Source organism: Pseudomonas fluorescens, assembly GCF_001307155.1.
GTDB lineage: Bacteria > Pseudomonadota > Gammaproteobacteria > Pseudomonadales > Pseudomonadaceae > Aquipseudomonas > Aquipseudomonas helvetica.
In genome coordinates this window covers 5,362,324-5,375,833 of the sequence record NZ_CP012830.1, presented here as the reverse complement: position 1 = coordinate 5,375,833, position 13,510 = coordinate 5,362,324, and the positions used below count along the sequence as shown (strand labels likewise).

Here is a 13,510-nt window from a genome sequence, read left to right as displayed (position 1 = left end):
GAGAAAGGGACTGCGATGATGGACAGCAACTTTAGGCATATTCAGGTGGAACCCGAGGCTCAGGGTTTTGGAGCCAGGATTACTGGTATCTCGATTGATAAGCCACTCGCGGCAGCTGTACTAAGAGAGGTGAAGGAAGCGTGGGCTAGGCACTCGGTGATTTACTTCCCGGATCAACCTCTCTCCCACACACAACTGGAGGCGTTCACGCTTCAGTTTGGTGAGTTCGGCGTAGACCCATATATCATCCCGATGGAGGCTCATCCGCACATTCTCGAACTCAGACGCGAGGCTGATGAAAAGGCAGTTAACTTTGGTGCACAGTGGCACTCAGACTGGAGCTTTCAGGAACAGCCGCCAGCGGGAACCATCCTACATTCCAAGATCACTCCGCCCGTGGGCGGCGATACGCTATTTGCCGACGGCTATCGTGCCTACGATGATCTTTCTGAGACCATGAAGGGACTCATGAATCATCTCGTCGCGATACATTCTGCGAGCATGCCCTATGGCAAAAATGGCCTGTTCGCAAAAGAGACAGAAGCACGTTCAATGAAGATAGTGGTCAGTGAAGACGCCGACAAAACCTGGCCACACCCGCTGGTACGTGTACATCCCGTAACGGGTCGCAAATCCCTCTACGTGAGCCCTGTCTACACGCAGGGTATTCAGGGTTTGACTCATGGAGAATCGACGTCGCTGCTGAGTTATTTGTATCAGCACATGGTGCAGGACACATACGTCTACCGTCACCGATGGGCGCCGAACATGCTTACTCTGTGGGACAACCGCTGCACGCTTCACAATGCAGAGGGTGGCTACGACGGCCACCTACGCCTCATGCATCGAACAACCATCTCAGGCGAACGCCCTGTTGGTGTTGCCGCCGTTTAATCAATAAACCAGGGAAATACACCCAATGATTGACGTAAGCATTCTGTACCCGAATGAAGCTGGCGCAACCTTCGACTTCGATTACTATCGTGAGCAGCATATGACGATGATTCAGCAGAAGATGGCCGGGGCCTGCAGTCACTTCACTATTGAAAAAGGCCTTCAAGGCCCAGTGCCTGGAAGCGCTCCAACCTACATTGCGATAGGTCATCTCTTCTTCGAATCACTCGACGCGTTCGCCTCCGCATTTGGGCCGCATGCCAAGGCTATCGGAGCGGACATCGCCAATTACACCAGTCTCAAGCCCACCATTCAGATCAGCGAAGTGATCGTCGGCTGATCCCCAAGAAACCAATTGGCGCACACCGAAAGGCACCTGTTTTTAAGAACCAGGTGCCTAATTATTTAACGCTTGCATAAGAGCCATCAATTTATTAATAACTAACAATGAGCCACAACACTACTACCGCATATATTTTTACAAAGGCTGATCAGTGACACATCCGAACTCTTTCCATCGAGAAACAAATTCAAATATTTCTCATAAGGCCTTATGTCAATATTGGCTTCTTTGAGCCAATCAGCATCGTAATATGTAGAGGCATAACGATCTCCCGAATCGCAAATTACCGACACTATCGAACCTGTCTGTTTCTGTGAGCGCATTTGCTCCGCAATACAACAAACACCAAAGAAATTCGTTCCCGTAGAACCACCAACACGGCGCGATAACCGCTCTGAAAGAACGTGCATGGCAGCAAGTGAAGCGGCGTCTGGAATCTTGATCATGTGATCGATGACATCAGGGATGAACGAAGGCTCTACCCTAGGCCGACCAATACCTTCGATGCGAGACGGAGTCGCACAAGTGCTCGCCTTATCTCCAGTATCGTAGGATTCGTAGAAAGCGGAATGTTCAACGTCAACTACACAAAGTCGAGTATTCAGATGCTTATACTTGATATACCTTCCGATTGTGGCTGATGTTCCTCCAGTGCCGGCACTCATAACCACCCAAGCTGGTTCAGGATCTTGCTCCATTGCCATTTGCGAAAATATACTTTCGGCAATGTTATTATTGCCGCGCCAGTCTGTAGCGCGCTCTGCATTTGTAAACTGATCTAAATAATGACCACCCGTTTCACGAGCAAGTTGCTCGGCGACCGTATAGATAGCTCCAGGATTGTCAACAAAGTGACATGCCCCCCCTAATCGATTGATAGCATCGATTTTCTGGCAACTGGTGGAGCGCTGCATTACCGCAGTAAAGGGCAGATTTAGGAGCTTAGCGAAATACGCCTCACTGACAGCTGTTGAACCAGAAGATGCCTCGACTAATAAAGTACCTTTCTTTATCCAGCCATTGCAGATGCCATACAGGAAAAGCGATCGTGCCAAGCGGTGCTTCAGACTGCCTGTAGGGTGAGTAGACTCATCTTTCAGATAAATCGATATCCCAGGTAGCCCATTAAAATCCAAAGGAATCAGATGTGTATCGGCAGAGCGATTAGCATCCCCCTGCAACACGCCGATCGCCCAGCGAGTCCACTCTTTATCCTGATTTCCGAGATTAAGATTCATAAATATCCTGTTTTGGCCACTAATTCAACATTCAGTCCAATGCGACAATTGCGTCTACTGCGACGAGGGCTCCTTTCGGAAGTGCGGAAACCTCGAACGTGGCTCGAGCGGGGAACGGTGAAGAGAAATAGGTCGCATACACTTCATTCAACCTGGCGAAATCACCTAAGTTCGTAACCATTATTGTTGTTTTGATAGTCTTTGAAATATCAGTACCTGCTGCTCCAGCAATCGCTGAAATATTGCTGAGGCACTGTTTCATTTGAAGCATGGCATCTTCCGCCACTAGCTCTCCCTTGGAAGGGTCGATACCGAGTTGTCCCGAAACAAACAGATACTCGCCATGGCATACTGCTTGCGAATATGGGCCGACGGCAGCAGGCGCTAACAAAGTGGAAATATTTTTCATAAAAATACCCTACCCTTTTTAGAATATTAAAATTCACAGCTTCGATATTAGTAAAGGTACCGATTGCCGATACCTTTCATGAACTGAACAACGATACTTAATTCAATCAGCGAAAACTTTTCTTTTTTGAGTTGAATTATTGAAGGGAACGACCCCTACTATTTCAAGCTCAGCGTAATCGGTAAATTTATTATAAATTTCTTCAGCATCCTCAAGATATAGCGATTTGGTGATACCACGAACCGCGCGAGGAACCGAATATCTAAAGCCGCTGATAGCGGAGCCGGAAAGCCCCATACTGACGAGCGCGCTATAGGTAAAATTGAATATCTTCGAAATGTAGGGAGTTTCCCCAGACCTTTTCTCGACAAACTCAAAATTCTCACCCAAGTAGGGATGACTGGAAATTTGAGCATCTTCCTCCCCATGAGCCGGGCTATATTTGTCTTGCCAGAGTGCTATGCTATTGGCAATGCTTGAAAGCTCCGGGCGTAGAGAAAAATCATTCACAAAACCGACGGCGACGATCAAATAGTCCACTTTGAGCTTGTCTCCAGACGCAAGGGAGACCTCAACTTGTTCTTTTCCGTCATCAATTACGAGTTTCACCCCTTCCCAGGCCGCATTGGTACGAACGCTTGCACCTTCTAGGCCTGACAATCGATTGTAGGCGTCCTGCGGAGCTGGAATGTTGTACCTGAACATATGCCGCATGTATTTCCACTTCAGGGAATCGTCCATATCAGCGTAATGATTAAGGAACCCTGCTTTTGCCATCCAGATCTGAGGATTAATACGCTGGATATCCTTGCGACGAATACAAACAGTCGCTTCTAACGCTCCCGTCTCAAGTGCGGTCGAAGCGTTATCGAAAGCAGATGCGCCTGCACCGAGAACAGCTATCTTCTTCCCTACAAGCTTGGAAAAATCAATATGCTCTCCTGAAGAAGCATATCGATCTTTGGGCAATGCCGATGAGATGAATTTGGGTACATGCCACGCCCCACTGCCATCAACGCCCGTCGCAACAACGACTCTGCGAGCATAAACAAACTCGCGAGACGATATTTCCCCTCGACCGTCAAATCTGTTCAGCTCTAGTCGAAACAGTTTGTCTTCTGGAATAACGTTGGATACGCCAGTAAGATTCTCGACTGGAATCTTCAGCGTATCGCGACACCATGTAAGATACTCTTGCCAGTCCCCTTTCGGAATCTTGACCAGCTCTTCCCAAGCCTCTTCACCGTATTTGGCTGTGTACCAGGCTTGAGGTGCAAGACTGGTTAAGGACGCATCAATACCTGGCAAATGCTTTACGGTACGCAAAGTGCGCATCCGCGCCGTATTGTTCCATGGGCCTTCCAGTCCCTTAGGCTGCTGATCAAAAACAACGATGTTATCAACCCGTTCGCGCAAAAGCCCCGCCGCGATTGCCAGCCCGCCTTGGCCTCCCCCGATGATCGCCACGTCATAGACATGCTTGCCGCTAGGGTGCGTCTTGGGCAGCACCCAAGGGTCATGGGGAAAACGTAGAACGTGGAGATCGGCCTGTACCCTGGACGCCAATTCATCAAGAGCACTACATTCTGTTGATTTCACACTCATTTTTCTTCACCTATCTACATAGATCCGAAATATAGGTCATCTCGTCGCAAACAGCCCTAGAGGCCACTCATATCGCTCTTTCGCTAATCCGGCTTGATAAAGTCAGTGTATTCTTCCTTCACTAAAAGCAGTTTCCAATCTTCACCGCTAAAGCCAAGCAAAACCGAATAGACTTCTAAAAAAAGCTAAACTTTTGGAAATATTTTCCAAGCATTCGCTAATGCGTGAACAAAGATCTCCAACAACACTGCAGAGCCCACAAATTTTTTTCGTCTTGGTTACGTAAAAAGTAACGTATTGCGATAGAAACGAATTCCAGCGTCATACGCTTCTAATGCGATCTCACGCATTGGATATTTCGAAGACGTTCTTAATGGCAACGGAGTGATTACATCATCGCCGAGTGCGATTTTAGCCAGCATTTTTCCGAAATAGGCATTTGGCGCAATGCCTCGCCCATTACATCCGATGGTTGCAAAGATGCCCGGGCGCGGCTCAACGAGATGCGGCAATCTGTCGACCGTTTGGCCAAGGGTGCCTGACCACCGATAGCCCCATTTGAATGTAGGCGCGAAAGGATAGACAAACTTCATTGCGCGATTTACCCAGTTATCCCCTTCCGAATGAATGGGAAGGAATCCAATAGATCCAACATGAAGACGCCCTACCGGGTCATATCTAAACCACAGCGGTATCTTATGGGTGTCCCACATGGCTATGTAGTGAGGCAAAATTCGCTCTCTCCACTCAGGAGGTAACGGATCTGCAGTGGCGATACCAAAAGCACCAAGAGGCATTATTTCCTCTTTGAAACCTGGTACCAGATCATTGCTGTATGCGTTGGTTGAGAGAATGACCTTGTCGGCTTTTATTGTCGTATTGCCGGTGGTAGCGACCCATCCGGTACCTGAAGGCTCCAGGGATGTCACTTTAGACCCGGTAGAAATTCTAAGACCTCTGGCGACTGCGGCTCGCGCTAACCCGCGCACGTAGGCAAGCGGTTGAAGCGTAAATCCGCGATGATCGATCAATGCAGCTTTATATCGGATCGATCCGTTCATCTCTTCGAGTTCAGAGCCATAGACCATCTGAACATTCGCGCCCAAGGCTTGCCAATCCGAGGCCTGGATTTCGAGTTCTCGTGTTTTCTGAGGAGACGTTGAACAGCGGATGATAGGCCTTTCGTCAGCGGCACAGTCAATACCGTAATCGCGTATCAGTTGACGGACGACGTCAGGCGCGCTGCCCAACTCCTTCAAAAAGAGCTGACCGTAATCCGGGCCGAGCGCACGAAGAATTTGTTCCGGCGAGAGAAACTGACCCGGATTTACCTGCCCTGCGTTCCGTCCGCTAGCACCAGAACCAATTTCTTGGGCTTCAACCAATATTGTCCTAGCGCCGCGTTCTGCACAGTGGAGCCCAGCAGTCACGCCATTGAATCCGCCGCCAATGATCAGGACATCGCAGGACTCTTGCCGCGCCAGAACCACGCTTTCTGGCTTTTCCCCACCGGTCGCAGACCACATTGAATGGTTGATTTCAGATTCTTGTCCGCTAATGAAAGGTCTATCGCCATTAAACATAATCATCCTACTTCGCTACGAGCGTTTAATTTATTAACTGTTTTCAATCGCTACAAAGGGTTGGTTTTTTTGCTTAACTAAATAGCCATGGTATGCAAAATTTTTCGCTCCAGCGCCGTAACAGCGCGAGTAATAGGAAACGCAATTACAAAATAAATTACTGCAGCAGCGGTCAAGAGCTCAACCGGATGCCCCGTTCGGTTAGATATGTTTTGACTAACAAACATTAAGTCGGCCATACCCACGGCGGAGACGAGCGCACTCTCCTTAAACAAGCTAGTGCAATTCGATAAAAGCGTGGGAGCCGCTCTGAGGAGCGCCTGCGGTAGAAGAACGTACAATGTATGCACACGGTAAGTTAGTCCGAGAGCAACCCCCGCATCATGTTGCTCTTTGCTAACGAAGCTGAACGATGCACGGAACGTCTCACTGGTTATCGCCGCCATATACAACGTAAGCGCGATGATTCCACAAGTCAGGTTCGAGAGTTCAACACCCAATACCAGAGGCAAGCAGAAAAACATCCAAAACAACTGAATGAGCACTGGAGTGCCGCGAAACAGCGCCACATATACGGTACTAATCCCATATATAATTTTGTTTTTTGAGCTGCGCGCTATGGCGACCATAAAGCCTAAAGCGCAACCCAATATCACACAGATTGCTGTGAGCTTCAGGGTTAATAAAAGGCCGAAAAGTAAGGCAGCCTTGTAATCGAAGATTACTGAAAAATCTAGTTCCATGGCCGCGTCCTCATGAGTTTTCCGCTTTGCGGCGGCGCTCTATGTATTCTACGAGCTGAGATATTGGGAACGATATCGCAAAGTATATGAGTGCAATAACCGTGAACACTTCGATAGGACGATAGGTATCGGTGGCCAAGATTTTTCCCATATACATAAGGTCTTGCAAAGCGACAATCGCAACGAGTGCCGTTTGCTGAAAAGCGCCGATACCATTTGCAACCAACACGGGTAGAGCCGAGCGAAATGCCTGGGGCAAGACTACATAGACCGTTCGTTGAAACGGAGAGAGACCTAACGCAACAGTCGCGTCGTACTGATTACTTTGCACTCCTTGGATGGCCGCCCTGTACGCTTCTGCGTTGAACGCTGCGAGATTAAGCCCAATCGCCAAGATCCCCATCGTCAGTGCGTCTATGTAAACATCGAAGATGATTGGTATGCAGTAGAAAAACCACACGATCTGGACAAGCGCAGGAGTACAGCGAAAGAACTCAATGAACAGAGTGAAAGGCCAACGGAGTATCGGATTGGGGCTCATTACCAGGAGCGCAATAACGAAACCCAGAGTCAAACCTATGATGTTCGCCGCCACGGTGAGTTGAAGGGTTACGACTAACCCCTTCAGTAGTGGCCAGAGCCCGCTCGTGATAAAGAACAAATCAAATTGATAGTTCACGTCCGACTCCTACAGTCTCGCCAATATGAAAGACTCTCTGTATGAACTCTCTCGTTCGAGCTTCCTTGGGTCTCCCCAGTACCTGTTCAGGCGGGCCATCTTCGACCACCACACCGCCAGCGCAGAAAATGACGCGGGAAGCGATGTTCCTGGCAAAGTGCATGTCGTGAGTCACTATCACCATCGGCATAGACTGTTCAGCCAAATGCATAATGACTTGCTCGACTTCAGCGACAAGTTCAGGATCAAGGGCTGAGGTAACTTCGTCGAAAAGCATCAGCTTTGGGTCAAGCATTAAAGCCCTGGCAATGGCCACGCGTTGCTTTTGCCCACCAGACAGGTGGGCTGGATAAGCTTTTTCCTTTCCTTCCAGTCCAAATCTGACCAATAAACCACGTGCACGCTGTTCTGCCGATTGTCTTGACTCTCCTCGAGCCTTGATCGGCGCAAGTGTCAGATTTTGTAAAATATTCAGATGCGGAAACAAAGTGTAATGCTGGAAAACCATACCGATGTTGCGACGAATATCCTTATCAATTACGGTTCTTCCGAACTTATCAGTCGTAATATAGTTTTTACCTTGAAACAGTAATTGGCCTTTATCAATATCTTCTAGACCCATCAACACTCGTAGCAACGTACTTTTTCCGCCACCACTCGGCCCAATCACGACGACACGGTCACCAGGGCACATGCTAATGTCCAAACCTTGCAGCACAGGTTTTACGCCGCCTGCGTAGCTCTTGTGCAGCCCCTTCATTTCTACGAGATAGTTTGCATTTGCCATTAGCTTCTACTCCAAATTCAGACAGCCACTACCACTCACAAGGAAATTATTTAGTCTCGTGCGCAATAGCTTTCTTGATTAGCTCATCCATATGACCGGTCGCGACGGCATCATTGATATAAAGGTCTAATACTTGAAGATCAGCGTATGAGGTATCGCGCCGTAGGCCGAACGAAACCCCTTTTTTATCGATCGCTGGTACAGGTCTAAGAACTACTGCCCAGTCGGGGTGAGAAGCGGCGAAAAGGTCATTAGCTGCCGATGTATCGAAAATCACATCAGCTCGTTTTGACATAACAGCCAAACGGATTTCGTCGGGGCCAGGCAGCCGCATGATCGATGCGTTTTTGATGATGGCCGTTAAAGACTTATCCTGAGCCGTGCCAGATGACACCGCGATGGTGACTCCCGGTTGGTCGATATCAGCAACTCCCTTAGGCTGATTCGTCTTGGGATTTTTCTGGTTGTAAATAAAGGTCGATTCGGTAGCTGAAAGGTTTTTAGAGAACACGATAGAAAGCGCACGTTGCGGGGTAGCCGTAAGTGCCGGTGCCAAATCCCATTTTCTGGATTGCAAGCCAGCTATCATGTTGTCCCAACTGGTGTCCACAAAGACCGGCTTGACCTTCAGTATTTCAGCGAACTCTCTGCAAGCGTCGACAAAGAAACCTGAATACTCCCCGGTGGCCGGGTCTTTCATGATGTAGGGCGGAGCCTCCGCCGTGCCACATCGAATAGATCCAGATTTTTGGGCTGCGGCCCATATGCCATCCCCCTCTCCCTCGGCGTAAACGCCTGACGATCCGGAAACCACTCCTACTAGAACCAATGCCGGTAACAGACGCATGCCCATACGTTTGAAAATCATATCGGTATCTCCCAGTGATGCGCTGGCCATGCGCAGATTTGAGGGGATGGCCCTCTGAGCCTCTTGTTATTTTCAGCGCGCCCGCTTTGGGGCTGGGACGCACCTCTTTTTTTTTCTCCCTGATGAAGCACTCCGCTCGATCCGTTTAGCTGATGAAAAAAGACTACCATTTGACAATAGGTAAACTATTGCAAAATTTCCACACCTCAACCTCTTGACATAGAAGCAACTTCCAATGTTTTCTGTATCTGTGCAATATTTTTTCGAGGCTGTCTAAATGTCCAGTTCTTCAAAGCCGCCGGATCGTTCCTCCCGTCTAGACCGTATCGATCGTCGAATACTGGCGGGACTTCAGCGCGACGCTACTCAGCCCGTAACCGAGCTCGCAGAGCAGGTCGGGCTCTCTATGACGCCCTGCTGGCGCAGAATTCAGCGCCTGGAACAGCAAGGTTTCATCAAGAAACGTGTCGCCATCCTCGACAGAACGACGCTGAATGCAAAAGTGACAGTGTTCATAATGATCAAAACAAGGGAGCACTCCATCGAATGGATAGATCGCTTCCACAAAGCCACACGTGACATGACCGAAATTGTCGACATCTATCGGATGAGCGGTGAGGTCGATTATCTAATCCGCGCTTTCCTACCAGATATTCAAGCGTACGACGCACTTTATAAAAAAATCATTAGTCAGTTACCGGTTGCGAATATGACTTCAATGTTTGCAATGGAAGAAATAAAGTCAACAAGCGAAGTACCGCTTGAATTTATTCCAGACTAAATCAGATTCTGAGGCAGCTCGTTGTATCCAGACGAGCTGCCTGGTTTAAACTCTAACCATCGGAATTGGCGATATTTTTCCCTAATTCCGAACCGGGTTGGGCGTACTGCCACAGCAATGGATAGAACTCTAGGAAATCCGCACTCAGCGGCTCATACAGAGCTGTCAGCTCTTCGTATGCCCCACGCAAGCCTTCTGGCTGGGATAGGCGCAAGGAAATGACTTCCAGCCCATGTCCGATCATCGAAAAATCCCTATACGCGCCAAGCCAATTTTCCGAAATGATTAATGGCGCGATCTGGGCCAAGCGCTCCGGCAACGCGGGCTCATCCTCTAAAAGTCGGTAGATTTTTTGAGAAAAAACGTCCAGGGGCTGATCGGCGTATCGCTCCCAATCCCGCGCTAAGCAATGATCAAAAAACATGTCGAGGGCGATACCTGCGTAGCGACGTTTTGTGACAGGAAATCGCTCAAGCGCCCTTCTAACCAGTGGATGGGAATCCGTAAAAGCATCAATTCGGCGATGCAGCCTGATTGCCTCTTCAGTCTGCGTAGAGAAATTTCCTAAAAACGTCCCCTTTACAAAATCCCCATAAAGACTCCCCAGCAACTGCTGTGGCTCCTGACCGCCTAAGTGGAGATGTGCAAGGTAGTTCATCAACGACTCCTACTAACTATAGGGCTTTTGGGAGGGTTGATAGCGCTGGGCGCCGCCCGTCCGAGATCGGCCCTCCACATAAACGCTACCATTCACTAGGTAGGTCATCAATAGCAGATTTAAAGCCGCCCAGCCACCCTGCTCTGCAGCTGCGTGTCGCCCGCAGCCACCTTCAAAATTACACGATGACGCCGATTGTCGTTTTTCTCATTGCATGCCTACCAACTAGATGGTAGCGTATATGCAGATTCAAAATTATCCCCGTGAACCTGCAGGGCGTTAACGCCCACGTGAGAATCCTATGCAAGATTGGAAGCAAACTCGTCAAGACATCAATGCCCGCCTGGTACAGCTGAATAGCCTGTCCCCAGAGACCTTGAAAGGCATGGCTTCGCTAGGAGGTGCTGGCGCGAAAACAAACCAGCTGGACGCCAAAACACGCGAACTGATTTCGTTAGCCGTAGCGGTGACTACCCGCTGCGATGGCTGCATTGCTTTTCACGCTGCAGAGGCCAAAAAGCTCGGCGTAACTACTGAAGAGGTGGCAGAAGCTTTGGGCGTAGCAATCAACATGAACGCAGGGGCTGCGCTGGTCTATAGCACTCACGTGCTCGACGCCTTCGACAAGTCATAAGTCTTTCTCCGCCCTTCAACTCTTTAACGACGTCGAGATTAATCATGAATAAGCTGTTCACCCCTTACGATTTGTCAGGCATTGCGCTGAAAAACCGTGTTGTCATGGCGCCGATGACCCGCACCCGTACCCTGAACAACATTCCAAATGAATCCAACGCGCTGTATTACGCGCAACGTGCTTCTGCCGGCTTGCTGATCACCGAAGGCCTGCCTATCTCCGACGAGGCTCGCGGCTATCTGTACACCCCTGGCATTTACGAAGATGAGCACTTGCCAGGCTGGCGCAAAGTCACCGAAGCCGTACATGCCAAGGGTGGGAAGATTTTTGCGCAGCTCTGGCACGTTGGCCGTATGTCTCATGTTTCGGTGCATGGCATGGTGCCGGTCTCCTCGGGTACGGTGCCTGCGGTTGATACCACGGTGTATGCGTGGATCGACCCTGGCAAATCAGGCCCGGTTCAACCTAGCGCTCCACGTGCTCTGGAAACTGAGGAAGTAAAACGCGTTATCGCCGACTTTGTGAAATCTGCGCGAATGGCAATGGACGCAGGTTTTGATGGTATCGAAATCATGGCGGCGAACGGCTTTCTGTTCGATCAGTTCCTGAGCAGTGCCTTGAACACTCGAACCGACCAGTACGGTGGCTCGATTGCCAACCGTCAGCGCTTCCTGCTGGAGACCATTGACGCAATTGCTGCTGAAATCGGTGGTTCCCAGATTGGTGTACGTTTCTCGCCGTTTGGTCGCCTGTATGACTTCGGCGTGTACGACGGTGAAGAAGAAACCTGGATGAGCATGGCAGCAGCCCTCAATGAACGGGAACTAGCGTTCGTTCATCTGAACTACCAACCAACCATCCTCGCCGCGCAAACACCTCCGGGTTTCGGAGCAGCCTTCCGCGAAGCCTACAAAGGCACCTTGATGGCTGCTGGCGGCTTCACCAAAGAGATCGCAGAGTCTGAACTGGCCAAAGGTGAACTCGACCTGATCGCTTTCGGCACCGCCTACATTGCCAACCCTGATCTGGTAGAGCGTATGCAGAACGGTTGGCCATTGGCGGAAGGCGATCGCGCAACCTACTACGGCGTAAGCGATTCGATTGAAAAGGGTTACACCGACTATCCGACTTACGCTAACGCTTACGCTAACGCTAACGCTGCTCAGCGGGTTCCGGCTGAAGCGTAATTGCTTTAAGGCTCAGCCTACGTTGAGTTCTGCGTGGGCAGGCCCGTCGTAATGCGGTACCTATCAGTCATGTCTGCTGTAAAGACTGGATAGAAGCCGCGCCCCAAAGTCACGGAGATATGGGCGTCTTCGGTACTGACCTATAGCCCTTATTGAAATGGAGCACACTATGCCGTTAGTCATTATTAAAGGTATCGAAGGCGTTTTCACGGAAGAGCAAAAAGCCGAGGCGATTCATAAAGTCACCGAGGCCATGGTCTCAGTCGAAGGTGAAAATATGCGCGCTCTCACTTGGGTTCTTTTCGAGGAAGTGAAAAGCGGCAGTTGGGGGATTGCAGGAGAACCAATCACCGCAGAAAAGGTGCTGAAGCTACAAGCTGGCGAATAAAGCGCGGCCCTGAAAATCAAGCCTTTTCTGGATTTGGTGCATCTCGTTCCTTGGGACTTGGCATCTTCTCCAGGAAGGGCTTTTTCATTCAAAAGACATTAATTGGCCTCAAAGTGCTTGAATGAAAACCATCCTTTACGCGGGATGGCCTCTATCACTCATCGACCTAACGGACATCCTGGAGGTCATCTTGATTCTTATCATTTACGCTCATCCCTACCCCGAAAAATCACTTGTTAATCGAGCAATGCTCGAACGCGTATCCAGCAATCCGGACATAGTCATACGTTCCCTGTACGACCTTTATCCAGACTTCAATATCGACGTTGAGGCTGAACAGAAAGCGGTCGATCAAGCACAGCTGCTCGTACTGCAACATCCGATGTATTGGTACAGCTCCCCGCCCCTTTTGAAATTATGGATCGATAAAGTATTCACTCACGGTTGGGCATACGGCAAAGGCTCTGTCGCCCTCAAAGATAAGAGTCTGCTGTGGGCCGTCACGACGGGTGGCGAGCACGATCATTTCCAAATAGGCAACCACCCAGGCTTCTCGGTGTTGGCTCAACCCCTCCACGCAACGGCAATCTATTGCAGCATGCGCTGGCTGAACCCGGTCGTGGTACACGGCGCGTATGCAGCTGCACCCGACTCCCTACACTCACAAATCGAGCACTATTACGCGCGCTTGGCCTCCTGGAAGGAAGATTGAT

At 49.7% G+C, this 13,510-nt stretch carries 16 protein-coding genes; 7 read left to right on the top strand and 9 right to left on the bottom strand.

Going from position 1 to position 13,510, the window contains the following annotated elements; all coding sequences use genetic code 11:
* Window positions 1-15: 15 nt before the first annotated feature.
* Window positions 16-894, top strand: coding sequence for a TauD/TfdA dioxygenase family protein (locus AO353_RS24450; protein ID WP_054597276.1), 879 nt, complete (start codon window positions 16-18; stop codon window positions 892-894).
* A gap of 25 nt (window positions 895-919) precedes the next feature.
* Window positions 920-1,234: an EthD family reductase gene (locus AO353_RS24445; protein ID WP_054597275.1), complete on the top strand. Its 315-nt coding sequence runs from the start codon at window positions 920-922 to the stop codon at window positions 1,232-1,234.
* A gap of 101 nt (window positions 1,235-1,335) precedes the next feature.
* Here AO353_RS24445 and AO353_RS30155 read toward each other — a convergent pair whose 3' ends face one another.
* The 8 genes from AO353_RS30155 to AO353_RS24410 all read right to left on the bottom strand — a co-directional run bounded on the left by AO353_RS30155 (window position 1,336) and on the right by AO353_RS24410 (window position 9,149).
* Entirely contained in the window at window positions 1,336-2,475 is a 1,140-nt protein-coding gene (locus AO353_RS30155; RefSeq protein ID WP_081013814.1) for a PLP-dependent cysteine synthase family protein, read from the bottom strand.
* A 31-nt stretch (window positions 2,476-2,506) separates the two neighbouring features.
* Window positions 2,507-2,884: a Rid family detoxifying hydrolase gene (locus AO353_RS24440; RefSeq protein WP_019579157.1), complete on the bottom strand. Its 378-nt coding sequence runs from the start codon at window positions 2,882-2,884 to the stop codon at window positions 2,507-2,509.
* A 102-nt stretch (window positions 2,885-2,986) separates the two neighbouring features.
* Window positions 2,987-4,489 carry an FAD-dependent oxidoreductase gene (locus AO353_RS24435; RefSeq protein ID WP_054597274.1) on the bottom strand — a complete coding sequence of 501 codons (1,503 nt, stop codon included), beginning with the start codon at window positions 4,487-4,489 and terminating at the stop codon, window positions 2,987-2,989.
* 278 nt (window positions 4,490-4,767) lie between these two features.
* The gene (locus AO353_RS24430) at window positions 4,768-6,078 is read right to left on the bottom strand and encodes an NAD(P)/FAD-dependent oxidoreductase (protein WP_231380584.1); all 1,311 of its coding nucleotides are present in this window, start codon (window positions 6,076-6,078) and stop codon (window positions 4,768-4,770) included.
* Window positions 6,079-6,149: 71 nt separating this feature from the next.
* Window positions 6,150-6,815 carry an amino acid ABC transporter permease gene (locus AO353_RS24425; protein WP_019579160.1) on the bottom strand — a complete coding sequence of 222 codons (666 nt, stop codon included), beginning with the start codon at window positions 6,813-6,815 and terminating at the stop codon, window positions 6,150-6,152.
* 10 nt (window positions 6,816-6,825) lie between these two features.
* A complete protein-coding gene (locus tag AO353_RS24420) occupies window positions 6,826-7,494 on the bottom strand; it encodes an amino acid ABC transporter permease (RefSeq protein WP_019579161.1) in 669 nt (222 codons plus the stop codon).
* Complete coding sequence (locus AO353_RS24415) at window positions 7,478-8,281, bottom strand: amino acid ABC transporter ATP-binding protein (RefSeq protein WP_019579162.1); 804 nt, start codon at window positions 8,279-8,281, stop codon at window positions 7,478-7,480. The genes AO353_RS24420 and AO353_RS24415 overlap by 17 nt, the downstream gene beginning before the upstream one ends.
* Before the next feature lie 46 nt (window positions 8,282-8,327).
* On the bottom strand, window positions 8,328-9,149 hold the full coding sequence (locus AO353_RS24410; RefSeq protein WP_028941113.1) for a substrate-binding periplasmic protein: 822 nt from the start codon (window positions 9,147-9,149) through the stop codon (window positions 8,328-8,330).
* A gap of 277 nt (window positions 9,150-9,426) precedes the next feature.
* On the opposite strand from AO353_RS24410, the gene AO353_RS24405 reads away from it, so the two are divergent.
* A complete protein-coding gene (locus AO353_RS24405) occupies window positions 9,427-9,930 on the top strand; it encodes an Lrp/AsnC family transcriptional regulator (RefSeq protein ID WP_019579164.1) in 504 nt (167 codons plus the stop codon).
* Window positions 9,931-9,982: 52 nt separating this feature from the next.
* On the opposite strand, the gene AO353_RS24400 is transcribed toward AO353_RS24405, so the two are convergent.
* Window positions 9,983-10,588, bottom strand: coding sequence for an ACP phosphodiesterase (locus tag AO353_RS24400; RefSeq protein WP_019579165.1), 606 nt, complete (start codon window positions 10,586-10,588; stop codon window positions 9,983-9,985).
* A 301-nt stretch (window positions 10,589-10,889) separates the two neighbouring features.
* On the opposite strand from AO353_RS24400, the gene AO353_RS24395 reads away from it, so the two are divergent.
* The 4 genes from AO353_RS24395 (at window position 10,890) to kefF (ending at window position 13,509) form a co-directional block, all read left to right on the top strand.
* On the top strand, window positions 10,890-11,222 hold the full coding sequence (locus AO353_RS24395) for a carboxymuconolactone decarboxylase family protein (RefSeq protein WP_008015729.1): 333 nt from the start codon (window positions 10,890-10,892) through the stop codon (window positions 11,220-11,222).
* A 44-nt stretch (window positions 11,223-11,266) separates the two neighbouring features.
* Window positions 11,267-12,409 carry an alkene reductase gene (locus AO353_RS24390; RefSeq protein WP_054597273.1) on the top strand — a complete coding sequence of 381 codons (1,143 nt, stop codon included), beginning with the start codon at window positions 11,267-11,269 and terminating at the stop codon, window positions 12,407-12,409.
* Between the two features lie 169 nt (window positions 12,410-12,578).
* Window positions 12,579-12,797 carry a tautomerase family protein gene (locus tag AO353_RS24385; RefSeq protein ID WP_019579167.1) on the top strand — a complete coding sequence of 73 codons (219 nt, stop codon included), beginning with the start codon at window positions 12,579-12,581 and terminating at the stop codon, window positions 12,795-12,797.
* 190 nt (window positions 12,798-12,987) lie between these two features.
* Complete coding sequence (kefF, locus tag AO353_RS24380) at window positions 12,988-13,509, top strand: glutathione-regulated potassium-efflux system oxidoreductase KefF (RefSeq protein WP_026331681.1); 522 nt, start codon at window positions 12,988-12,990, stop codon at window positions 13,507-13,509.
* The last annotated feature ends 1 nt before the right edge of the window (window position 13,510 follow it).

Coding starts and splice junctions, on each gene's coding strand:
- AO353_RS24435 (WP_054597274.1), bottom strand. CDS start 4,489: ATGAGTGTGAAATCAACAGAATGTAGTGCTCTTGATGAATTGGCGTCC.
- AO353_RS30155 (WP_081013814.1), bottom strand. CDS start 2,475: ATGAATCTTAATCTCGGAAATCAGGATAAAGAGTGGACTCGCTGGGCG.
- AO353_RS24415 (WP_019579162.1), bottom strand. CDS start 8,281: ATGGCAAATGCAAACTATCTCGTAGAAATGAAGGGGCTGCACAAGAGC.
- AO353_RS24430 (WP_231380584.1), bottom strand. CDS start 6,078: ATGATTATGTTTAATGGCGATAGACCTTTCATTAGCGGACAAGAATCT.
- AO353_RS24385 (WP_019579167.1), top strand. CDS start 12,579: ATGCCGTTAGTCATTATTAAAGGTATCGAAGGCGTTTTCACGGAAGAG.
- AO353_RS24400 (WP_019579165.1), bottom strand. CDS start 10,588: ATGAACTACCTTGCACATCTCCACTTAGGCGGTCAGGAGCCACAGCAG.
- AO353_RS24390 (WP_054597273.1), top strand. CDS start 11,267: ATGAATAAGCTGTTCACCCCTTACGATTTGTCAGGCATTGCGCTGAAA.
- AO353_RS24425 (WP_019579160.1), bottom strand. CDS start 6,815: ATGGAACTAGATTTTTCAGTAATCTTCGATTACAAGGCTGCCTTACTT.
- AO353_RS24450 (WP_054597276.1), top strand. CDS start 16: ATGATGGACAGCAACTTTAGGCATATTCAGGTGGAACCCGAGGCTCAG.
- AO353_RS24395 (WP_008015729.1), top strand. CDS start 10,890: ATGCAAGATTGGAAGCAAACTCGTCAAGACATCAATGCCCGCCTGGTA.
- AO353_RS24445 (WP_054597275.1), top strand. CDS start 920: ATGATTGACGTAAGCATTCTGTACCCGAATGAAGCTGGCGCAACCTTC.
- AO353_RS24405 (WP_019579164.1), top strand. CDS start 9,427: ATGTCCAGTTCTTCAAAGCCGCCGGATCGTTCCTCCCGTCTAGACCGT.
- AO353_RS24440 (WP_019579157.1), bottom strand. CDS start 2,884: ATGAAAAATATTTCCACTTTGTTAGCGCCTGCTGCCGTCGGCCCATAT.
- AO353_RS24410 (WP_028941113.1), bottom strand. CDS start 9,149: ATGATTTTCAAACGTATGGGCATGCGTCTGTTACCGGCATTGGTTCTA.